This is a genomic window from Humitalea sp. 24SJ18S-53 (assembly GCF_050632385.1).
GTDB lineage: Bacteria > Pseudomonadota > Alphaproteobacteria > Acetobacterales > Acetobacteraceae > Humitalea.
The window spans coordinates 110,686-125,977 of sequence record NZ_CP192599.1 but is presented as its reverse complement, the minus strand read 5'-3'; the positions used below and the strand labels follow the sequence as shown (position 1 = coordinate 125,977).

The window sequence follows — 15,292 nt, the reverse complement described above, 5'->3', positions numbered from 1 at the left end:
CCCGGGTGCGTCGCACCCGGGGGATTGTGCCCCCCATCCCAGGAGACAACGACATGGCGCTTTCTGCGCTCGTCCTCTGTTCGCGCGCGCTGTTGAAGCTCGGCGCAGCGCCCGTCGCCAGCCTGGAGGAAGGCACCGCCGAGGCGGAGATCGCGGCCAACCTCTACCCCCATGTGCGTGACGCCATGCTGTCGGCCCACCCGTGGTCATTTGCCTCGGGCCAGGTGACGCTGCCGCGTTTGGCCGCGACGCCTGTCGCCGACTACGCGCATGCATTTCAACTGCCCGCAGGGTTCTTGCGCGCGCTGTCGGCTGGCAGCGGTGGTGCGGGGCGCGGAATCTCCTATCGTATCCACGAAAATCGGCTGCACGCCGATGCCGAGACGGTGACGCTGACCTACGTCTTTCGGCCGGAGGAGACGGATTTCCCGCCCTTCTTCACCGAAGCGCTGGTGGCGCGGCTCGCCGCTGAATTCTGCCTGCCGCTGACCGAATCGACCGGGCGTGCCGAGGCGTTGTATCGCTTGGCCGAACAGTCGCTGCGCGCAGCCCGGCTGGCCGATAGCCAGCAGGCGACGACCAAGGCGCTGGAAGGCTTCCCGCTGATCATGGCGCGGGGCTGAGCCATGCCTAGTTTCAAGCGCATCAAATCCAGTTTCACGGCGGGCGAGCTGGCGCCGGAACTGCTCGGCCGTGGCGATCTGCGCGCGTATGAAAACGGCGCGCGGCGGCTGCGGAATGTGGTGATCCAGGCCACGGGTGGCGTCGCGCGCCGGGCGGGGCTGCGGCATGTCGCGATCCTGCCTGGTGCGGCGCGGCTCATCGCCTTCGAATTCAACACCGAGCAGACCTATCTGCTGGTGCTGACCGCATCGCGCATGCAGGTCTTCCTGAATGATGCCGAGGTCGCCAGCGTCACCGGCCCCTGGACAGAGGCGATGCTGCCGCAGCTTGCCTTCACGCAGAATGCCGACACGCTAATCCTGCTGCATCCCGACATGCCGCCGCAGCGCATCACGCGCAGCGGGCATACGGCCTGGACGGTGCAGGGCTTCGGCTTCAGCCGCCTGCCATGGGCCCGGTTCGCGCCGACCGATATCGAGATTTCGACCGATGGCACGTCAGGCTCGGTGACGGTCACCGCATCGGCCGCCGTGTTTCGGCCGGAGCATGTCGGTGCGCTGCTGCGGATGGCGGGCAAGCAGATGGTCATCACGGGTTATACAAATCCCGTACTGGTTACGGCGACGGTGCAGGACACGCTGACGGACAGCGCGGCCACGACGGACTGGCATGAAAGCGCCTTCAGTGCTGCGCATGGCTGGCCCACCACCGCCTGCTTCCACCAGGACCGCCTGGTGCTTGGCGGATCGCGCGACCTGCCGAACCGGCTGTGGCTGTCGCGGTCGGGGGATCTGACTGACTTCGACCTCGGCAACGGCCTCGATGACCAGGGGATCGAATTCTCGCTGCTGTCGGACCAGGTCAATGCGATCCGTGGCGTGTTCAGCGGTCGGCATCTCCAGGTCTTCACCTCCGGCGCCGAATGGATGGTCAGTGGCGATCCGCTGACGCCATCATCGATGCAATTGACCCGGCAGACCCGCATGGGCAGCCCGATCGATCGCATCGTGCCGCCGGTGGATGTCGATGGCAGCACCGTCTTCGTCGCCCGCAGCAATCGCGCGGTGCATGAATTCGCCTATACCGACGTGCAGCAGGCGTATCAGGCGAACGATCTGGCGCTGGTCGCGAAACACCTGGTCGCGACGCCAATGTCGATGGCCTACGACCAGACCACGCGACTGCTGCACATCGTCATGCTGGATGGCAGCATGGCGACGCTGACGTTGTTCCGCACCGAACAGGTGACGGCCTGGACACGCCAGGACACCGCCGGCGCATTCCGCGCGGTGGCAGAGTTGGATGGCGCCGTCTACGTCACCGTGGAACGCTTCGGGTCGCTGCGGCTGGAACGCTTCGATGCGACGCTGGCGGCCGATGCGGCATTGCATGGTGCCTCGGGCGTTGCGCAGGATTCCTGGTCGGGGCTTGCGCATCTCGAAGGCCAGGTCGTGACGGTGCTCGCCGATGGTGCCCCGCGCGGGACCGCCACCGTCGTGGGCGGCGCCGTCGCGGTCGATCCGCCGGCAACCAGCGTCCAGGCCGGCCTGGCCTTTCTGCACGAGGTCGAACCCCTGCCGCCCGAAGCCGCCACCCCGGTCGGCGCCCGCACCGGCCCGCTGCGGCTGGTGGCGGCGACCTTCCGGCTGCTGGAGACGGCGGCGCTGGAGGTGGATCTCGGCCGCGGCCTGCAACCCGTGCCGTTCCGCCGCATGGACACGCCGATGCTGGACGCGGCGCCGCCGCGCTTCACCGGCGACATCTCGCTGCGCGCCTTCGGCTGGCACCGCACCTTGGCCGAGCCGCTGTGGCGCATCGTCGGCGAAACGCCGCTGCCCTTCACGCTGCTTTCCGTCACGACCGAAATAAGGATGCCCGACTGATGGCCGCTATCGCCCCCGTCGCGACGTTGATCGGGACCGGCGTCTCGCTCTACGCCGCGAACCGCCAGCAACAGACGCAATCGGCGCAGAACAAGCTGCAGGTGCAGCAGGCGCAAAACGATGCGACCCAGCGCCAGGCGCAGTTGACGGCCCAATCGGCCGCCGATGCGCGCGACCGGCAGGGCACATTGGACCGCACCCTTGCCTCGACCCGCGCGCGGCTGGCTGCGGCCGGCGTCAGCCCCGACCAGGGCTCCGCCGCCGCCATCACCGCGGGCATGGCCGAGGACGCAGCCCAGGCCCAGGCCGACAGCAACGCCGCCTTCCAGGCGCGGCTGTCGTCCGGACGGCGCTCGTTGCTGAACAACGACGGCTCGCTAACCACATGGCTGCGCGCCGGCCAGAGTTTCGGCGGCGCGGTGCGCTCGCTTCTCGACTGATCCCTCCGCCCCGCACACGACAGGATACCCCGATGGCCGAGCACATCCGCATCGGCGACGTCGCACCGCGCGTGCAATACGCGGCCGATGGCGCCCAGAACGCCTTTACCTACCCCTTCCCGATCTTCGATGCCGAGGATCTGGAGGTCATGATCGCCGGGCAATCCGCGCCGGCCGGCTATATCATCACCGGCGCCGGCGTGTCGGAAGGCGGCAGCGTCGTCTTCGCCGCGCCGCCGGCCGCGGGCGCGCTGATCACCCTGCGCCGCCGCGTACGCGTCGAACGGGTGACGGACTTCCAGCCCAATGGGCTGCTGCGCGCCAATGCATTGAACGACGAGTTGGATCGCCAGGTCGCGGGGTTGCAAGACCTCGGCGATGAAGTGGGCACGAGTTTGCGGCTACATCCCTCCGAAGCCCCCGGCGGCACGGTGCTGCCACTGCGCGCCGTACGGGCCAACCAGCTTTTGGGCTTCGACAGCAATGGCGCCGTCACGGTGCTGCCGCGCAGTGCTGCGACGATGACCAGCCCCTTCCTAGGCGCCATTCCGCGCACGGTGGAGGACAAGCTCGCCGAACGCCTCTCCGCCCGCGACTTCGGCACGCTTGCCGATGGCATCAGCGACGATGGCCCGGCCCTACAGGCGGCGATGAACGCCGCTGCCAGCGCCGGCAAGCTGCTGGAGATCGGCGAAGGCACGCATCGCACCACCATGCCGCTGCTGCTCGGCGGTGCGGCGGCGGGCCTGTTGATGAAGGGGTCGATCCTCTACGCCGGCCCCGACGGCAGCACGGCGCTGACGCTGGGCGACGGCGCCGCCGTGCGCAACGCGGTCAAATCCTACACCGGGCTGCGGGTGACACGCGCCACCATCTGCGACTGGACCAATGAAGCAGACATCGGAATCGTCGCGCGCAACCTCGACAGCAGCATCCTCGAAGTCCGCCAGGTCGAAGGCTTCACCATCGGCATCCGCACCCTGGGCGTCGAGCGTGGGTTCGAGGACAGCCAGGTCTTCCTTGGCCGCATCGTGAACAATCATATCGGGCTGGATGTGCGGACCGAAACGGCGGCGGCGTGGAACACATCCGTCCGCTACTATGGTGGGCATTTCGCCCAGGCCTTTGCCGTCCACACCGACAAGGACCGCTATGGCGTGCGCTTCTCGGCAGCACCAGGGGCCTATGTCGCGCACAACCGGCATGTCTTCGACGGCCCTGCCTTCGAGTTGCAGTCCCGTGACCGGCCAATTGCCGGCGTGCCCTTCCTGATGGAGGTGAACAGCCGCGCGGTGATCGTGCGCAACATGCGAATGGAGGGCTGCGACCAATACGTCGCCCGCCACACCGCAGGCGCCCAGGACCATGTCTACGAAGTCGCCTGGGCCAGCCAGGGCTACGGCGTCGAGGTCGAGTACCCGCCCAGCGCCACGCGCACCGGCGCCGTCATTCGCCGCCACCACCAGGCGATCGCGCACCGGGAATCGGTCCGCGAACTCGCCTCGGTCCCGAACATGCGCGCGGCCTCGATCCGCTGGAATGCGACCGAGGTCGGCTTCGAGAAACTCGCGATGCTGTCCACAAACGTCAGCGGCACCCCGACCACGCTGTCCCATTTCGCCTTCCCCGCGCTGGACAGCATCAACCTGACCGATCACGGCGCCGTTCTGGTCGGCGGCCGCGGCATCGGCTTCGTCGTGGACAGCAGGGCCTGCCGCGACTTCGCGCTGGCCGTGGACGCCGATTCACCGCGACTGATCGTGCAGGCCTTCGACGCCTCGATGACGCTGCTGACCGATGCCGCCGGCCAGATGGTGCGGGCCAGCGGGCAGACCATGCAGTTCTCGCCCGGCGCGCGCTGGTGGCAGGGCACGTCGGACATGAACGACACCAACCTGACCCGCTTGCAGACGGTGCACCTGGAACCGCAGGTCGCCTATGCCATCATCGGCATCGGCCGCCTGACCAGTGATTTCGAGGTCCGGTCGATGCGGCTTGCCTGCGATCCGGCCTTCTCGCCATCGGTGCTGTATGGCCAGCCCGGCCTGCCGCATGGCGTGCGCGAACTGATCGCGGAGATGGCCTGGGACCCCGCCTCCGTCGCCGGCGGTGCCTCCGCCACGCTGAATGTTTCCGTGCCTGGCGCAAGGCCTGGCGATTTCTGCCAGGCGGCCTTCAGCCTGGCGACCAGCGGCATGGTCTTCCTGGCGCAGATCGGCGCGACCGATGTGGTCACGGTCACTGCCTGGAACCGGTCGGGCGTCGCGATCGACCTGGCCGCCGGCACCGTGCGCGTCCGCGTGACAAAGGCATGACGGCGAACCTGCTCGTGACGCGCGAGGAGTTGGAGCGCGCGGTCGCCGTCGTGGTCAGGGACTACGGCACGTTCATCGGCAAGGGCTCGCCGGAGCCCCACGACGACCCGAAGGTCTTTGCCACCTGGCACACCTCGGCCCGCGCCGCGCTGGGGCATCTGGAACAGTTGATGAAGGTCATCAAGGCCGCTGGTGGCGAGCCGTCGGACGAGGCCGCGGAGATCCTGGCACAGGCCCTGAACGCCTTGGGCACCCCAGAGGATGAGGAGGATCGGGAGGATGGCGGAACCTGACCTGGACGTCTTCGCCTGGGTCTGGAACGCCCGCCATGGGCAGACCCTGCCGCGACTGCACCGGCGCATGGCGCGCTGGTTGCAGGCGCGCCGAAGCGGTGACGACCATCACCTGCTGCTGCAAGCCTTCCGTGGCGCCGGAAAATCGACGCTGGTCGGGCTGCATTGCGCCTGGTTGCTCGCGCGGCAGCCGGATACCCGCATCCTGGTGCTGGCCGCCGACCACGCGCTGGCGACCAAGATGGTGGCCAGCGTGCGGCGCATCATCGAACGCCATCCCTTGTGTGCTCATCTACGGCAAAGCGTGCCGGAAGCCTGGGCCGCGGATCGCTTCACGGTGCGTCGCCCGGGTGCGCTGCGCGATCCGTCGATGCTGGCGGCCGGCATCGATGGCAACATCACCGGCAGTCGCGCCGACCTGATCATCGGCGACGATGTGGAAGTCGCGGGCAATTGCGACACACCGGGCAAGCGTGCCTCGTTGCGGGAACGGTTGACCGAAGCGGAATTCGTGCTCGCGCCCGGCGGCACCTTGCTCCTTGTCGGCACGCCGCATACGGCCGAGACGCTCTACGACCCGACGGGCTTCGTCGCAGGCTACCAGATCCTGCGCATTCCCCTGCTGGACGCGCGCGGCCGCAACGCCTGGTCGGAACGCTTCACCGAAGCCCACGTCGCGGCGCTGCGGCAACGCGTCGGTCCGATCGAGTTCCGCCGCCAGATGCAGTTGGAGGCGGTGCCGCCGGAGGCCGCGCGCCTCGACCCCGCGACGCTCATTCGCTACGCGGAGGAAACCGACTACGCCGAGGCCGGTGGCCGGCCCGTCCTGCGACTGATGGGCCGCCGGCTGGTTTCGGGCGGCGGGCATTGGGATCCGGCCTTTGGTCGCCCGGGGCGGGGCGATGGCTCGGTCCTCGCGGCCTGCTACGTGGATGGCGAGGGCAACCACTACCTGCATCGGCTGCACTGGCTGACGCATGACCCCGACGCGGTCGTCGATCCCGCGACCCAGCAATGCGCCTCGGTCGCGCGCATCGCGCGTGACCTGCTGTTGCCGGCCGTGCGGGTCGAAACCAACGGCATCGGTCGCTTCTTGCCGGCCATCCTGCGGCAGGAAATGGCCCGCGCCGGGGCGGCCTGCGCAGTGGTGGAGGTGTCGCACCGCGAAGCCAAGTCCAAGCGCATCTTGGGTGCGCTGGACCCGGTCATGGCGGCGCGGCGGCTGCACATCCACGCCCAGGCGGCCAGCCCGCGCTTCCTGGCCGAAATGTCCGAATGGCGGCCGGATTCGCCGGGCGCGACCGATGATGCGCTGGATGCCCTGGCCGGGTGCCTCGCGGCCGAACCGGTGCGCATCGCGCGCCTGCCACCGGCGCCAGCCGGTCCAGGCTGGCGGGGAAACTAGACCATTTTCCGTTCGCAAGGGCTCACGTCAAACGGTCTAGTCGTTTGTTTTGTCGCATTTTCCGATTCGTCAGGTGAGTCCACCTGACTTGAAAATGCTTCAGGCAGCGCTCCGCAGTTTCAGCACTTCGCTTTCGTGCCGGGCGGAGCCTGCCTCGGTCAGCCACCAGCGATCGTCACCGCGCTGTTCGGTCAGCCCCATGCCGGCCAGCCGTCGCAGGCAGGGACCGTCCTTCAACCCGTCCGGCCGACCGGCGATGCGCGTCTGATGCAGGCGGTGCAACGCCGAACGGCAACAGGTTTCCAAATACGGTTCGTTCCACATGACCCCGTTCCGTTCCATGGCCGCAATCTGGTGACCGTGGCGCGCCCCAACAAGCACAGAACCATGACGAGGGACACGATGAACCCCACCGATCCACAGTTTCTGGCCCAGTTCGCCAATGCGCCGCTGACCGCGGCCCTGGTCTGGCTCATCTACCACCTTCGCCGCGATCTGGGCGACCGCATCGCGACGCGTGGGGGCGATGCCCCGGCCCCACCGACCGCGGCGGAATCGGACGCGTTGGCCCGCACGCGCGACGAGCTGTCGGCCTTCAAGGTCGAGGTCGCGCGCACCTACGTCCCGCTGTCGCTGATCCGCGACGTGGACCAGCGCCTCACCTCCCACTTGTTGCGGATCGAGGAGAAGCTGGACGAGGTCAATCGCACCGCCACCGCCACGGCGCATTTCTACGCCCAGGCACCGATCCGCGGCGGCGACAAGCGCTGACGCCTGTTGTAGCAAACGTGGCATGACGATGATCCACACCCTGGTCCGCGCGCCCGATTGGGCTGCGGCCGAACAGGCCGGCGCCTATGCCGGCAGCGCCGACGACCGGCGCGACGGCTACCTGCATTTTTCCGATGGCGCGCAGGTCCGGGCGAGTGCGGCAAAGCACCGCGCGGGCCTGCCCGACCTGCTGCTGGTCAGCGCCGATGATGCGGCACTCGGCGCGGCGCTGGTCTGGGAACCGGCGGCCGGCGGATCGCGGCCGGGGCTGTTTCCGCATCTCTACGGCCCCCTGCCGATGGCCGCCGTGCGCCGGGTCGTGGCGCTGCCGCTCGATGCGAAGGGGCTGCATGTGTTCCCGGAGGACATTGCCTGATGCGCTTTTCGCCCGGGCATGCGCCTTTCCTCTTCGCGCTGATCGTCGCCGGCATCCAGACCTTCATCATTTCCGCGATTTCAGTCGGCGCCGGCATGGCGCCCGATTTCGACGGCTACCTGGCCCGATGGATGCGCGCCTGGGCGATGTCCTGGGCGATCGCCTTCCCGATCCTGACCGTGCTGGCGCCCCTCGTGCGGCGCTTTGTCACGCGGATTACGGCGCCTTCCTGACCTTGCGCTGACTCATCCAGCACGCCAGGACGATCACGACGGCGCCGACCAGGGTCCAGACCCCCGGCCAGTGGTGCCAGATCAGCACGTCGAACAGCACCGCCCAGACCAGCGCCGAATATTCCAGCGGCGCCAGCCGCGCCGCCGTCGCGTGGCGAAACGCCAACGCGAGGCAAATATTCGCGACCCCAGCGAGAACGCCGTTGGCCATCAGCGCGAGCAGGTCCTTCGTCGGCGCCGGCCGCCAATCGGCGATCGCAAAAGGCAGCAGCACCGACACCGCCAGCACGGCCGGCCAGACCACCAGCCGCGCGAATCCGCCCTCGTGCCGCAGGCCGCGATTGGAGGTCATCACCACCGCGTGGCAGATCGTGCCGATGAAGGCATAGAGGTAGGACAGCCAGAGCCCGCCCGCGCGCAGGTCCGGCAACATGGCGATCACCACCCCGCCGAAGCCGACCGCGGCCCAGCCCCAGGCGGCGGCGCGCATTTTTTCCCGCAGCACGACGACCGCCAGACCCAGCGTCATGAAGGGCGCGGTGAAAAAGACCAGGTACCCATCCGCCAGGGGCAGCGAGCGGAAAGCCAGGAAGAAGAACACCGCCGCCCCCAGCATCCCGGCCGCCCGCGCCAAGGTGCGCGCCGGGTAGGCGGTGGCGATCGGTCCGCCCGCGCCCGGCCAAACCGCCCGCGCCGTCAACAGCAGCGTCAGCAAAACGAGGTGACGGATCAGGACAACCTGCTCCACGGGGTATGTCCCGGAGAGGTTTTTTGAGTTCGCGTCCAGCACCGCGAAAAGGCCGAGGCCGGCCAGCATGAGCAGGGTGGCGCGCACGGCGCCGGGTGTGCGTTGCGAACGGCCTCCGGTCAACCGGCCTTCCCGCGCCGCCCCACCTCGGGCAAACACCCCGGCGATGATCCCCGCCCTCGCCTCCGCCCTGATGCCCCTGATCCGGGGCCTCGACCCCGAAACCGCCCATGGCCTCGCGCTGAAGGCGCTGTCCTGGGGCCTCGCGGGCCGCGACTCCACGCCGGACGACCCTGTCCTGGCGACCCGCGCCTTTGGGTTGGCGTTCCGCAACCCCCTCGGCCTGGCCGCCGGCTTCGACAAGGATGCAGCGGCGGTGCTGCCGCTGATGCGCCTGGGCTTCGGCCATGTGGAGGCCGGCAGCGTCACCCCCCGCGCCCAGCCCGGCAATCCGCGCCCCCGCCTGTTCCGGCTGGAGGAAGACCGCTCTGTCATCAACCGCATGGGCATGAACGGCTTGGGGATCGACGTGTTCTGCCAGCGCCTCGCCGCCCTGCCGCGCCCCTTGCCGGCGGTGGTCGGCGCCAATCTTGGGATCAACAAGGAAGGCAGCGACCCCGAACGCGACTACCCGGCGATGACCCGCGCACTGACCGGCATCGCCGACTACGTCGTGGTCAATGTCAGCAGCCCGAACACCCCGGGCCTGCGCGATTTGCAGGGTGAGGCGCGGCTGATCGCCATCCTGGACGCGATGGCAGCCTCGGCCCCCGCCATGCCCATCCTGGTGAAGCTGGCGCCCGATTTGTCCGAAGACGCGATTCCCGCGCTGGTCGAGGCCTGCATCGCCCGCGGCATCGCCGGGCTCATCCTGACCAACACGACGATCGAGCGACCGGCCAGCCTGCGCAGCCCGCAGGCCCCGGAAGCGGGCGGGCTGTCGGGGCCGCCGCTTTTCGCGCCCTCCACCGCCATGCTGCGCCAGGTCTATCGCCTGTCGGCCGGGCGGCTGACCCTGATCGGCTGCGGCGGTGTCGGCAGCGCGGAACAGGCCTATGCGAAGATCCGGGCCGGGGCGTCGCTGGTGCAATTCTACGCGGCCTTCGCCTATGACGGGCCGGCACTGGTGCCGCGGATGAAGACGGGCCTGGCCGCGCTGTTGCGGCGGGATGGGTTTGCGACGGTGGCCGATGCGGTGGGGGTCGATGCGTGATGCAGATTCTGGACGGGATTGAATCGCTCGCCGATCGCTACGACGGCTTTATCTTGGACCTTTGGGGCGTCGTGCATGACGGACGCACGCCCTATGCCGGCGTCATCCATGCGCTGGCCACCTTGCAGACCATGGGCAAGAAGGTCGCCTTCCTGTCCAACGCGCCCCGCCGGTCCTGGTTCGTCGCCGACATGCTGGCGCGGATGGACATCGGCGCCGCGCTGTATGACGGCATCATGACCAGCGGCGAATTGACGCGGAACTACCTGCTGCGCCGCGATTTGCCGTTCTTCGCCGCCCTCGGCACCCACGCCTTCCACATCGGCCCCGGGCGCGACCTGAGCGTCGCCGAGGGGCTGGACATCGTCCTGAGCAAATCCGCCACCGGCGCCGAGTTCGTCCTGAACACCGGCCCGGAGCCGGAGGCCGGGAACAACGACGCCCGCGCTTATATCCCTGCGCTGAAGGCCGCCGCCGCCCGCCGCCTGCCGATGATCTGCGTGAACCCCGACCGAGAGGTGATGGTCGCCGGCGAACGCCTGATCGCCGCCGGCGCCCTGGCCGATATCTACACCGACCTGGGCGGCGGCCCGGTGTTCGAGGTCGGCAAGCCCGACCCCCAGGTCTATCCGCCGGTCCTGGCCATGCTGGGCATCACCGACCGGTCCCGCGTGCTGGCCATCGGCGACAGCCCGCGCACCGACCTGGCTGGCGCGCAGGCGGCCGGGATCGACGCGCTCTGGGCGCTGACCGGCCTGGCCGAAGCCTCCCACGGCCGGCCCGACCCAGGCGCCCTGGCGGCCGAGGCGGCCGCCGCCGGCGTCGCCCCGATCGCGGCCCTGACCGGCCTGCGCTGGTAGCCACCACCGCGGAGCGGCTTGCACTCGGAACGACAGAGTCCGATCCTGGCCGTATGCAACGCGACGCGCACGGCCTTCCTGTCACCCTGTCCTCGGCCGAGGCAGCAACCGCCTTCGATGCGGTGGTCTCGGCCTACCTGGCCTATGCCCAGGACGCGCCCCAAAAGCTGAAGGCCTTTGTCGCGCTGGATCCGGAGGCGCCCTTCGCCGGCATCCTGCGCGGCAGTTTCGCCATGCTGACCTACAATGCCGCGGCCCTGCCCTCGGCCCGCAAGTCCGCGGCCCTGGCCGTGGCGGCCGGCGGCACGCCGCGCGAACGTGCCCATGCCGGCGCCCTGTCGGCCTGGGCGGATGGCGAGTCCGACCAGGCCCTGGCGATCTGGGAAGCCATCCTGGCCGAACACCCGACCGATGCGCTGGCGGTCCGGCTGCATCATTTCGTCGCCTTCTGGCTCGGCCGCGGCCCGCAGATGGCGGCGGCGATCGAACGCGTGGGGCCGCATTGGGACCGGGACCTGACCCATTGGGCCTCCTACCTCGCCTGCCGTTGCTTCGCCTTCGAGGAAGTGGGCCGCTACGCCGAAGCCGAGGCCGCGGGCCGCCGCGCCGTCGAACTGGTGCCGACCGATGTCTGGGCCGCGCATGGCGTGGCGCATGTGCTAGAAATGCAGGGCCGCCGGGGTGAGGGCATCGCCTGGCTCGACGGGCTGGAACCGCAATGGCAGGGCGCCAACAGCATCCGCCACCATCTGCTGTGGCATCGCGCGCTGTTCCACCACGAACGCGGCGACCGGGCGGCGGTGCTGCGGCTCTACGACGAAGGCTTCCGCAACCTGAACAGCCCGCTGACCCAGGCGCTGCCGGATATGTTCGTCGATATCCAGAACGCGGCATCGATGCTGTTCCGCCTGTCGCTGCAAGGCGTCGATGTCGGCGACCGCTGGACCGAACTGGCCGACAAGGCGGAAGGCCGGCTGGACGACACGCAATCGGCCTTCACCCTGCCGCATTGGATGATGGCGCTCGGCGCCACCGGCCGCTTCCACCAGGCGGCCCACCTGCTGCACGCGGTCGCCGAGGCCGCGCGCGGCACCGGCACCAATGCCGCCATCCTTGCGCGCAGCGGGCTGCCGGCCTGCCGCGCCGTGCTGCACCACGCGCGCGGCGAACATGAACAGGCGGTGGCGGCGCTGCGGCCCGCCCTGTCCACCTTGGGCGAACTCGGCGGCAGCCACGCGCAGCAGGCGGTGCTGGAGATCCTGTTCCTCGACAGCGCCGCCAAGGCCGGGCTGACCGAGGATGCACGAACCCTGCTGGAGCGGGCCGCCGGCCGCTGCCCGGTGCCCCCGGCGCGACGGGTCGATTACGCCGCTATCGCACGGCAGGTCGCGCACTGATGGCACTGCCCCTGGAGGGCCTGCGGGTCCTGGATTTCGGCCATACCATCATGGGCCCGTCCTGCGGCGTCATCCTGGCCGACCTGGGCTGCGAGGTGATCCGCATCGAACCGCCCGGCGGCGACCGCACGCGCCGGCTGGTCGGTTTTGGCGTCGGCTTCTTCCCGACCTTCAACCGCAACAAGAAGTCCTTTGCCGTCGACCTGAAGGATCCGCGCGGCATCGCGGTGTTGAAGAAACTGGTCGAAACCGCCGATGGGCTGATCGAGAACTTTGCCCCCGGCACGATGGAACGGCTGGGGCTGGACTACGACACGCTGGCCGCGATCAACCCGCGCCTCGTCTATTGCACGCTCAAGGGCTACCTGCCCGGCCCCTATGAAAACCTGCCCGCCTTGGACGAGGTGGTGCAGATGCAGGGTGGCCTCGCCTTCATGACCGGCCCGCCCGGCCGCCCGTTGCGCGCCGGGGCCAGCGTCGTGGACATCATGGGCGGCATGTTCGGCGTCATCGGCATGCAGGCCGCTTGGCGCGAACGCGAGGCGACCGGCAAGGGCCAGAAGGTCGCGGCCAGTCTTTTCGAAAGCGTCGCCTTCCTGGTCGCCCAGCACATGGCCGCCGGCGCGATCAGCGGCCAACCGGTGCCGCCGATGACCGAACGGCGCACCACCTGGGCGATCTACGACGTTTTTGCCGCGCGGGACGGGCAGGTCTTCGTTGGCGTGGTCAGCGACCAGCACTGGCTGCGGCTGGTGCAGCAATTCCCGGCCCTGGCCGACCTGGGCGCCGATCCGTTGCTGGCCACCAACGCGCAGCGCGTCGCCGCGCGGGATCGCGTGATGCCGCGGCTGAACGCCCTGTTCGGCGGGATGGCGGTGGATGAGGTCGTGTCCGGCTGCAACGCCGCCCTGATCCCGGTCGCCCCGGTCAACCGCCCGGAGGACCTGTTCACCGACCCGCATCTGCTGGCCGGCGGGGTGATGGCCGCCCACGCGCTGGCGCCAGGTGTGACCGCCGACCTGCCGCTGACCCCCGTCCGCATGGCGTCCGGCCCCTTGCCGCTGCGCCGCCAGGCGCCACGCTCGGGCCAGGACACCGCCGACCTGATGGCGGAACTTGGGCTGGATGCGGCCGAACTTGCCGCGGCTGGCGTCGTGGAGGTGTGATGCTCCTGCTCTGCCTCGCGGCCCTGCTCTGGGTCGGGGTGCATGTCGGCGTGGCGGGGTCGCCGTTGCGCGGCCTGCTGGTCGCGCGCCTGGGGGAGGGCTGGTTTCGCGGGGTCTTCTCGGTCGGGTCGGTCATCGCCATCGCGCTGCTGGTCAGCGCCTGGCGGGCCGCCTTGCCGGAGACGATGGTGTTCTGGACCGCCTCGGCCGGCTACTGCTGGATCATGGCGGGCGTGATGCTGCTTGCCTTTGTCTTTTTCTTCGCCTCCGTCACCGCGCCCAATCCGACGGCGGTGGCGGCGGATACGGCCCTGGCGGCCGAACCGCGCGGCATCACCCGGATCACACGGCACCCGATGCTGTGGTCTTTCACGCTCTGGGCGCTGCTGCACGCGGGGGCGAATGGCGACAGCGCCAGCCTGGTATTCTTCGCGGCTTTTGCGGTCACCGCGCTGCTGGGCATGCCGTCGATCGACGCCAAGCTGCGGGCGCGGCGGCCGGCGGCCTGGGCGGGCTTTTCCGCCACCACATCGATCATCCCCTTCGCCGCCATCGCGGCGGGGCGCAACCGGCTTGCCGTCCGGGAAATCGGCTGGCTGGCGCCGCTGCTGGCCGTGATCGCCTGGGCCGTGCTGCTGCACTTCCATCGTGGTATTTTCGGCGTGCCGGCGCTGGTCTTCGGTTAAGCCCGGGTTGACCCGCGCCGGGTGAATAGCCATCCCTCCGCGGCATTTTGCCGTCGGCCTGGGGAATATTCATGTCTGCTTCCGTCATTGCCGCCGACAACACGCGATCGGCCGTGTCGCGGCTGGTCGCGCACGATCTGTTCCAGCGCATCGTCATCGGCCTGATCCTGCTGAACGCGGTGACGCTGGGGCTGGAGACCAGCGAGACCCTGATGGCGACCGGATGGGGCGATGTGCTGCATGCCCTGGACCGTGCGCTGTTGTGGCTCTTCACCATCGAACTGGGCTTGCGGATCTATGCGCACCGGGCGGCGTTCTTCCGCGACCCCTGGGGCATCTTCGACCTGCTGGTGGTCAGCATCGCCTGGGTTCCCTCCAGCGGGCCGCTGGCCGTGCTGCGCGCCTTGCGGGTGCTGCGGGTCCTGCGACTGCTCAGCGTGGTGCCGTCGCTGCGCAATGTGGTGGAGGCGATGCTCAAGGCGCTGCCCGGCATGGGCAGCATCCTGCTGCTGATGATCCTGATCTTCTACGTCTTTGCCGTCATGGCCACGAAACTCTACGGCGATGCGGTGCCCGATGCCTTCGGCACGCTCGGCGCCAGCCTGTTCACTCTGTTCCAACTCATGACCCTGGATGACTGGGCCAATATCGTGAAGCCGGCGATGGAGCACGATCCCTGGGCCCTGCTGTTCTTCATGCCCTTCATCGTGGTCAGCACCTTCGTCGTGCTGAACCTGTTCATCGGCGTGATCGTCGAAAGCATCCAGACCCTGCGCGAGGATCGCACGGCGGATACCGACGCCAGCGACAAGAACGCCGTGCTGGTCGAGTTGCGCGCCCTGCGAGCGGAGATCGCAGCCCTGCGCGAACAGCGCTGACCCC

The 15,292-nt window shown here is 69.2% G+C and carries 17 protein-coding genes; 15 read left to right on the top strand and 2 right to left on the bottom strand.

Going from position 1 to position 15,292, the window contains the following annotated elements; genetic code table 11:
- Positions 1-53 precede the first annotated feature (53 nt).
- The 6 genes from ACQW02_RS00595 to terL are packed head-to-tail and all read left to right on the top strand — an operon-like array spanning position 54 to position 6,960.
- Entirely contained in the window at positions 54-623 is a 570-nt protein-coding gene (locus ACQW02_RS00595) for a hypothetical protein (protein ID WP_431283335.1), read from the top strand.
- Between the two features lie 3 nt (positions 624-626).
- Entirely contained in the window at positions 627-2,507 is a 1,881-nt protein-coding gene (locus ACQW02_RS00590; RefSeq protein WP_431283334.1) for a hypothetical protein, read from the top strand.
- Positions 2,507-2,947 (top strand): hypothetical protein, encoded by a 441-nt coding sequence (locus ACQW02_RS00585; RefSeq protein ID WP_431283333.1) that lies wholly within the window; start codon positions 2,507-2,509, stop codon positions 2,945-2,947. Before ACQW02_RS00590 ends, ACQW02_RS00585 begins: the two co-directional genes overlap by 1 nt.
- Positions 2,948-2,979: 32 nt before the next feature.
- The gene (locus ACQW02_RS00580) at positions 2,980-5,262 is read left to right on the top strand and encodes a phage tail fiber protein (protein WP_431283332.1); all 2,283 of its coding nucleotides are present in this window, start codon (positions 2,980-2,982) and stop codon (positions 5,260-5,262) included.
- Positions 5,259-5,555 carry a hypothetical protein gene (locus ACQW02_RS00575; RefSeq protein ID WP_431283331.1) on the top strand — a complete coding sequence of 99 codons (297 nt, stop codon included), beginning with the start codon at positions 5,259-5,261 and terminating at the stop codon, positions 5,553-5,555. The genes ACQW02_RS00580 and ACQW02_RS00575 overlap by 4 nt, the downstream gene beginning before the upstream one ends.
- The gene (gene terL, locus ACQW02_RS00570; protein WP_431283330.1) at positions 5,542-6,960 is read left to right on the top strand and encodes a phage terminase large subunit; all 1,419 of its coding nucleotides are present in this window, start codon (positions 5,542-5,544) and stop codon (positions 6,958-6,960) included. Before ACQW02_RS00575 ends, terL begins: the two co-directional genes overlap by 14 nt.
- Before the next feature lie 99 nt (positions 6,961-7,059).
- Here the strand turns inward: terL and ACQW02_RS00565 are convergent, their stop codons facing one another.
- Entirely contained in the window at positions 7,060-7,284 is a 225-nt protein-coding gene (locus ACQW02_RS00565; protein ID WP_431283329.1) for a hypothetical protein, read from the bottom strand.
- A 78-nt stretch (positions 7,285-7,362) separates the two neighbouring features.
- Between ACQW02_RS00565 and ACQW02_RS00560 the strand changes: the two genes are divergently transcribed.
- From ACQW02_RS00560 to ACQW02_RS00550, 3 genes are read left to right on the top strand one after another with little or no spacing between them, the layout of a single operon-like run.
- Entirely contained in the window at positions 7,363-7,731 is a 369-nt protein-coding gene (locus ACQW02_RS00560) for a hypothetical protein (RefSeq protein ID WP_431283328.1), read from the top strand.
- A 22-nt stretch (positions 7,732-7,753) separates the two neighbouring features.
- Positions 7,754-8,107: a DUF952 domain-containing protein gene (locus tag ACQW02_RS00555; RefSeq protein WP_431283327.1), complete on the top strand. Its 354-nt coding sequence runs from the start codon at positions 7,754-7,756 to the stop codon at positions 8,105-8,107.
- Positions 8,107-8,340, top strand: a complete 234-nt coding sequence (locus ACQW02_RS00550) for a DUF2798 domain-containing protein (RefSeq protein ID WP_431283326.1) — start codon at positions 8,107-8,109, stop codon at positions 8,338-8,340. The genes ACQW02_RS00555 and ACQW02_RS00550 overlap by 1 nt, the downstream gene beginning before the upstream one ends.
- Here the strand turns inward: ACQW02_RS00550 and ACQW02_RS00545 are convergent.
- The gene (locus ACQW02_RS00545) at positions 8,324-9,211 is read right to left on the bottom strand and encodes a DMT family transporter (protein WP_431283325.1); all 888 of its coding nucleotides are present in this window, start codon (positions 9,209-9,211) and stop codon (positions 8,324-8,326) included. The genes ACQW02_RS00550 and ACQW02_RS00545 overlap by 17 nt on opposite strands.
- Before the next feature lie 43 nt (positions 9,212-9,254).
- Here ACQW02_RS00545 and ACQW02_RS00540 point away from each other — a divergent pair, with 43 nt between their 5' ends.
- The 6 genes from ACQW02_RS00540 to ACQW02_RS00515 all read left to right on the top strand — a co-directional run bounded on the left by ACQW02_RS00540 (position 9,255) and on the right by ACQW02_RS00515 (position 15,288).
- Positions 9,255-10,301 carry a quinone-dependent dihydroorotate dehydrogenase gene (locus ACQW02_RS00540; protein ID WP_431283324.1) on the top strand — a complete coding sequence of 349 codons (1,047 nt, stop codon included), beginning with the start codon at positions 9,255-9,257 and terminating at the stop codon, positions 10,299-10,301.
- The gene (locus ACQW02_RS00535) at positions 10,301-11,161 is read left to right on the top strand and encodes a TIGR01459 family HAD-type hydrolase (RefSeq protein ID WP_431285988.1); all 861 of its coding nucleotides are present in this window, start codon (positions 10,301-10,303) and stop codon (positions 11,159-11,161) included. The genes ACQW02_RS00540 and ACQW02_RS00535 overlap by 1 nt, the downstream gene beginning before the upstream one ends.
- 53 nt (positions 11,162-11,214) lie before the next feature.
- Positions 11,215-12,558, top strand: a complete 1,344-nt coding sequence (locus tag ACQW02_RS00530) for a tetratricopeptide repeat protein (protein ID WP_431283323.1) — start codon at positions 11,215-11,217, stop codon at positions 12,556-12,558.
- Positions 12,558-13,724, top strand: a complete 1,167-nt coding sequence (locus ACQW02_RS00525; protein WP_431283322.1) for a CaiB/BaiF CoA transferase family protein — start codon at positions 12,558-12,560, stop codon at positions 13,722-13,724. Before ACQW02_RS00530 ends, ACQW02_RS00525 begins: the two co-directional genes overlap by 1 nt.
- The gene (locus ACQW02_RS00520) at positions 13,724-14,410 is read left to right on the top strand and encodes an NnrU family protein (protein ID WP_431283321.1); all 687 of its coding nucleotides are present in this window, start codon (positions 13,724-13,726) and stop codon (positions 14,408-14,410) included. The genes ACQW02_RS00525 and ACQW02_RS00520 overlap by 1 nt, the downstream gene beginning before the upstream one ends.
- A gap of 71 nt (positions 14,411-14,481) precedes the next feature.
- The gene (locus tag ACQW02_RS00515; RefSeq protein WP_431283320.1) at positions 14,482-15,288 is read left to right on the top strand and encodes an ion transporter; all 807 of its coding nucleotides are present in this window, start codon (positions 14,482-14,484) and stop codon (positions 15,286-15,288) included.
- Positions 15,289-15,292 lie beyond the last annotated feature (4 nt).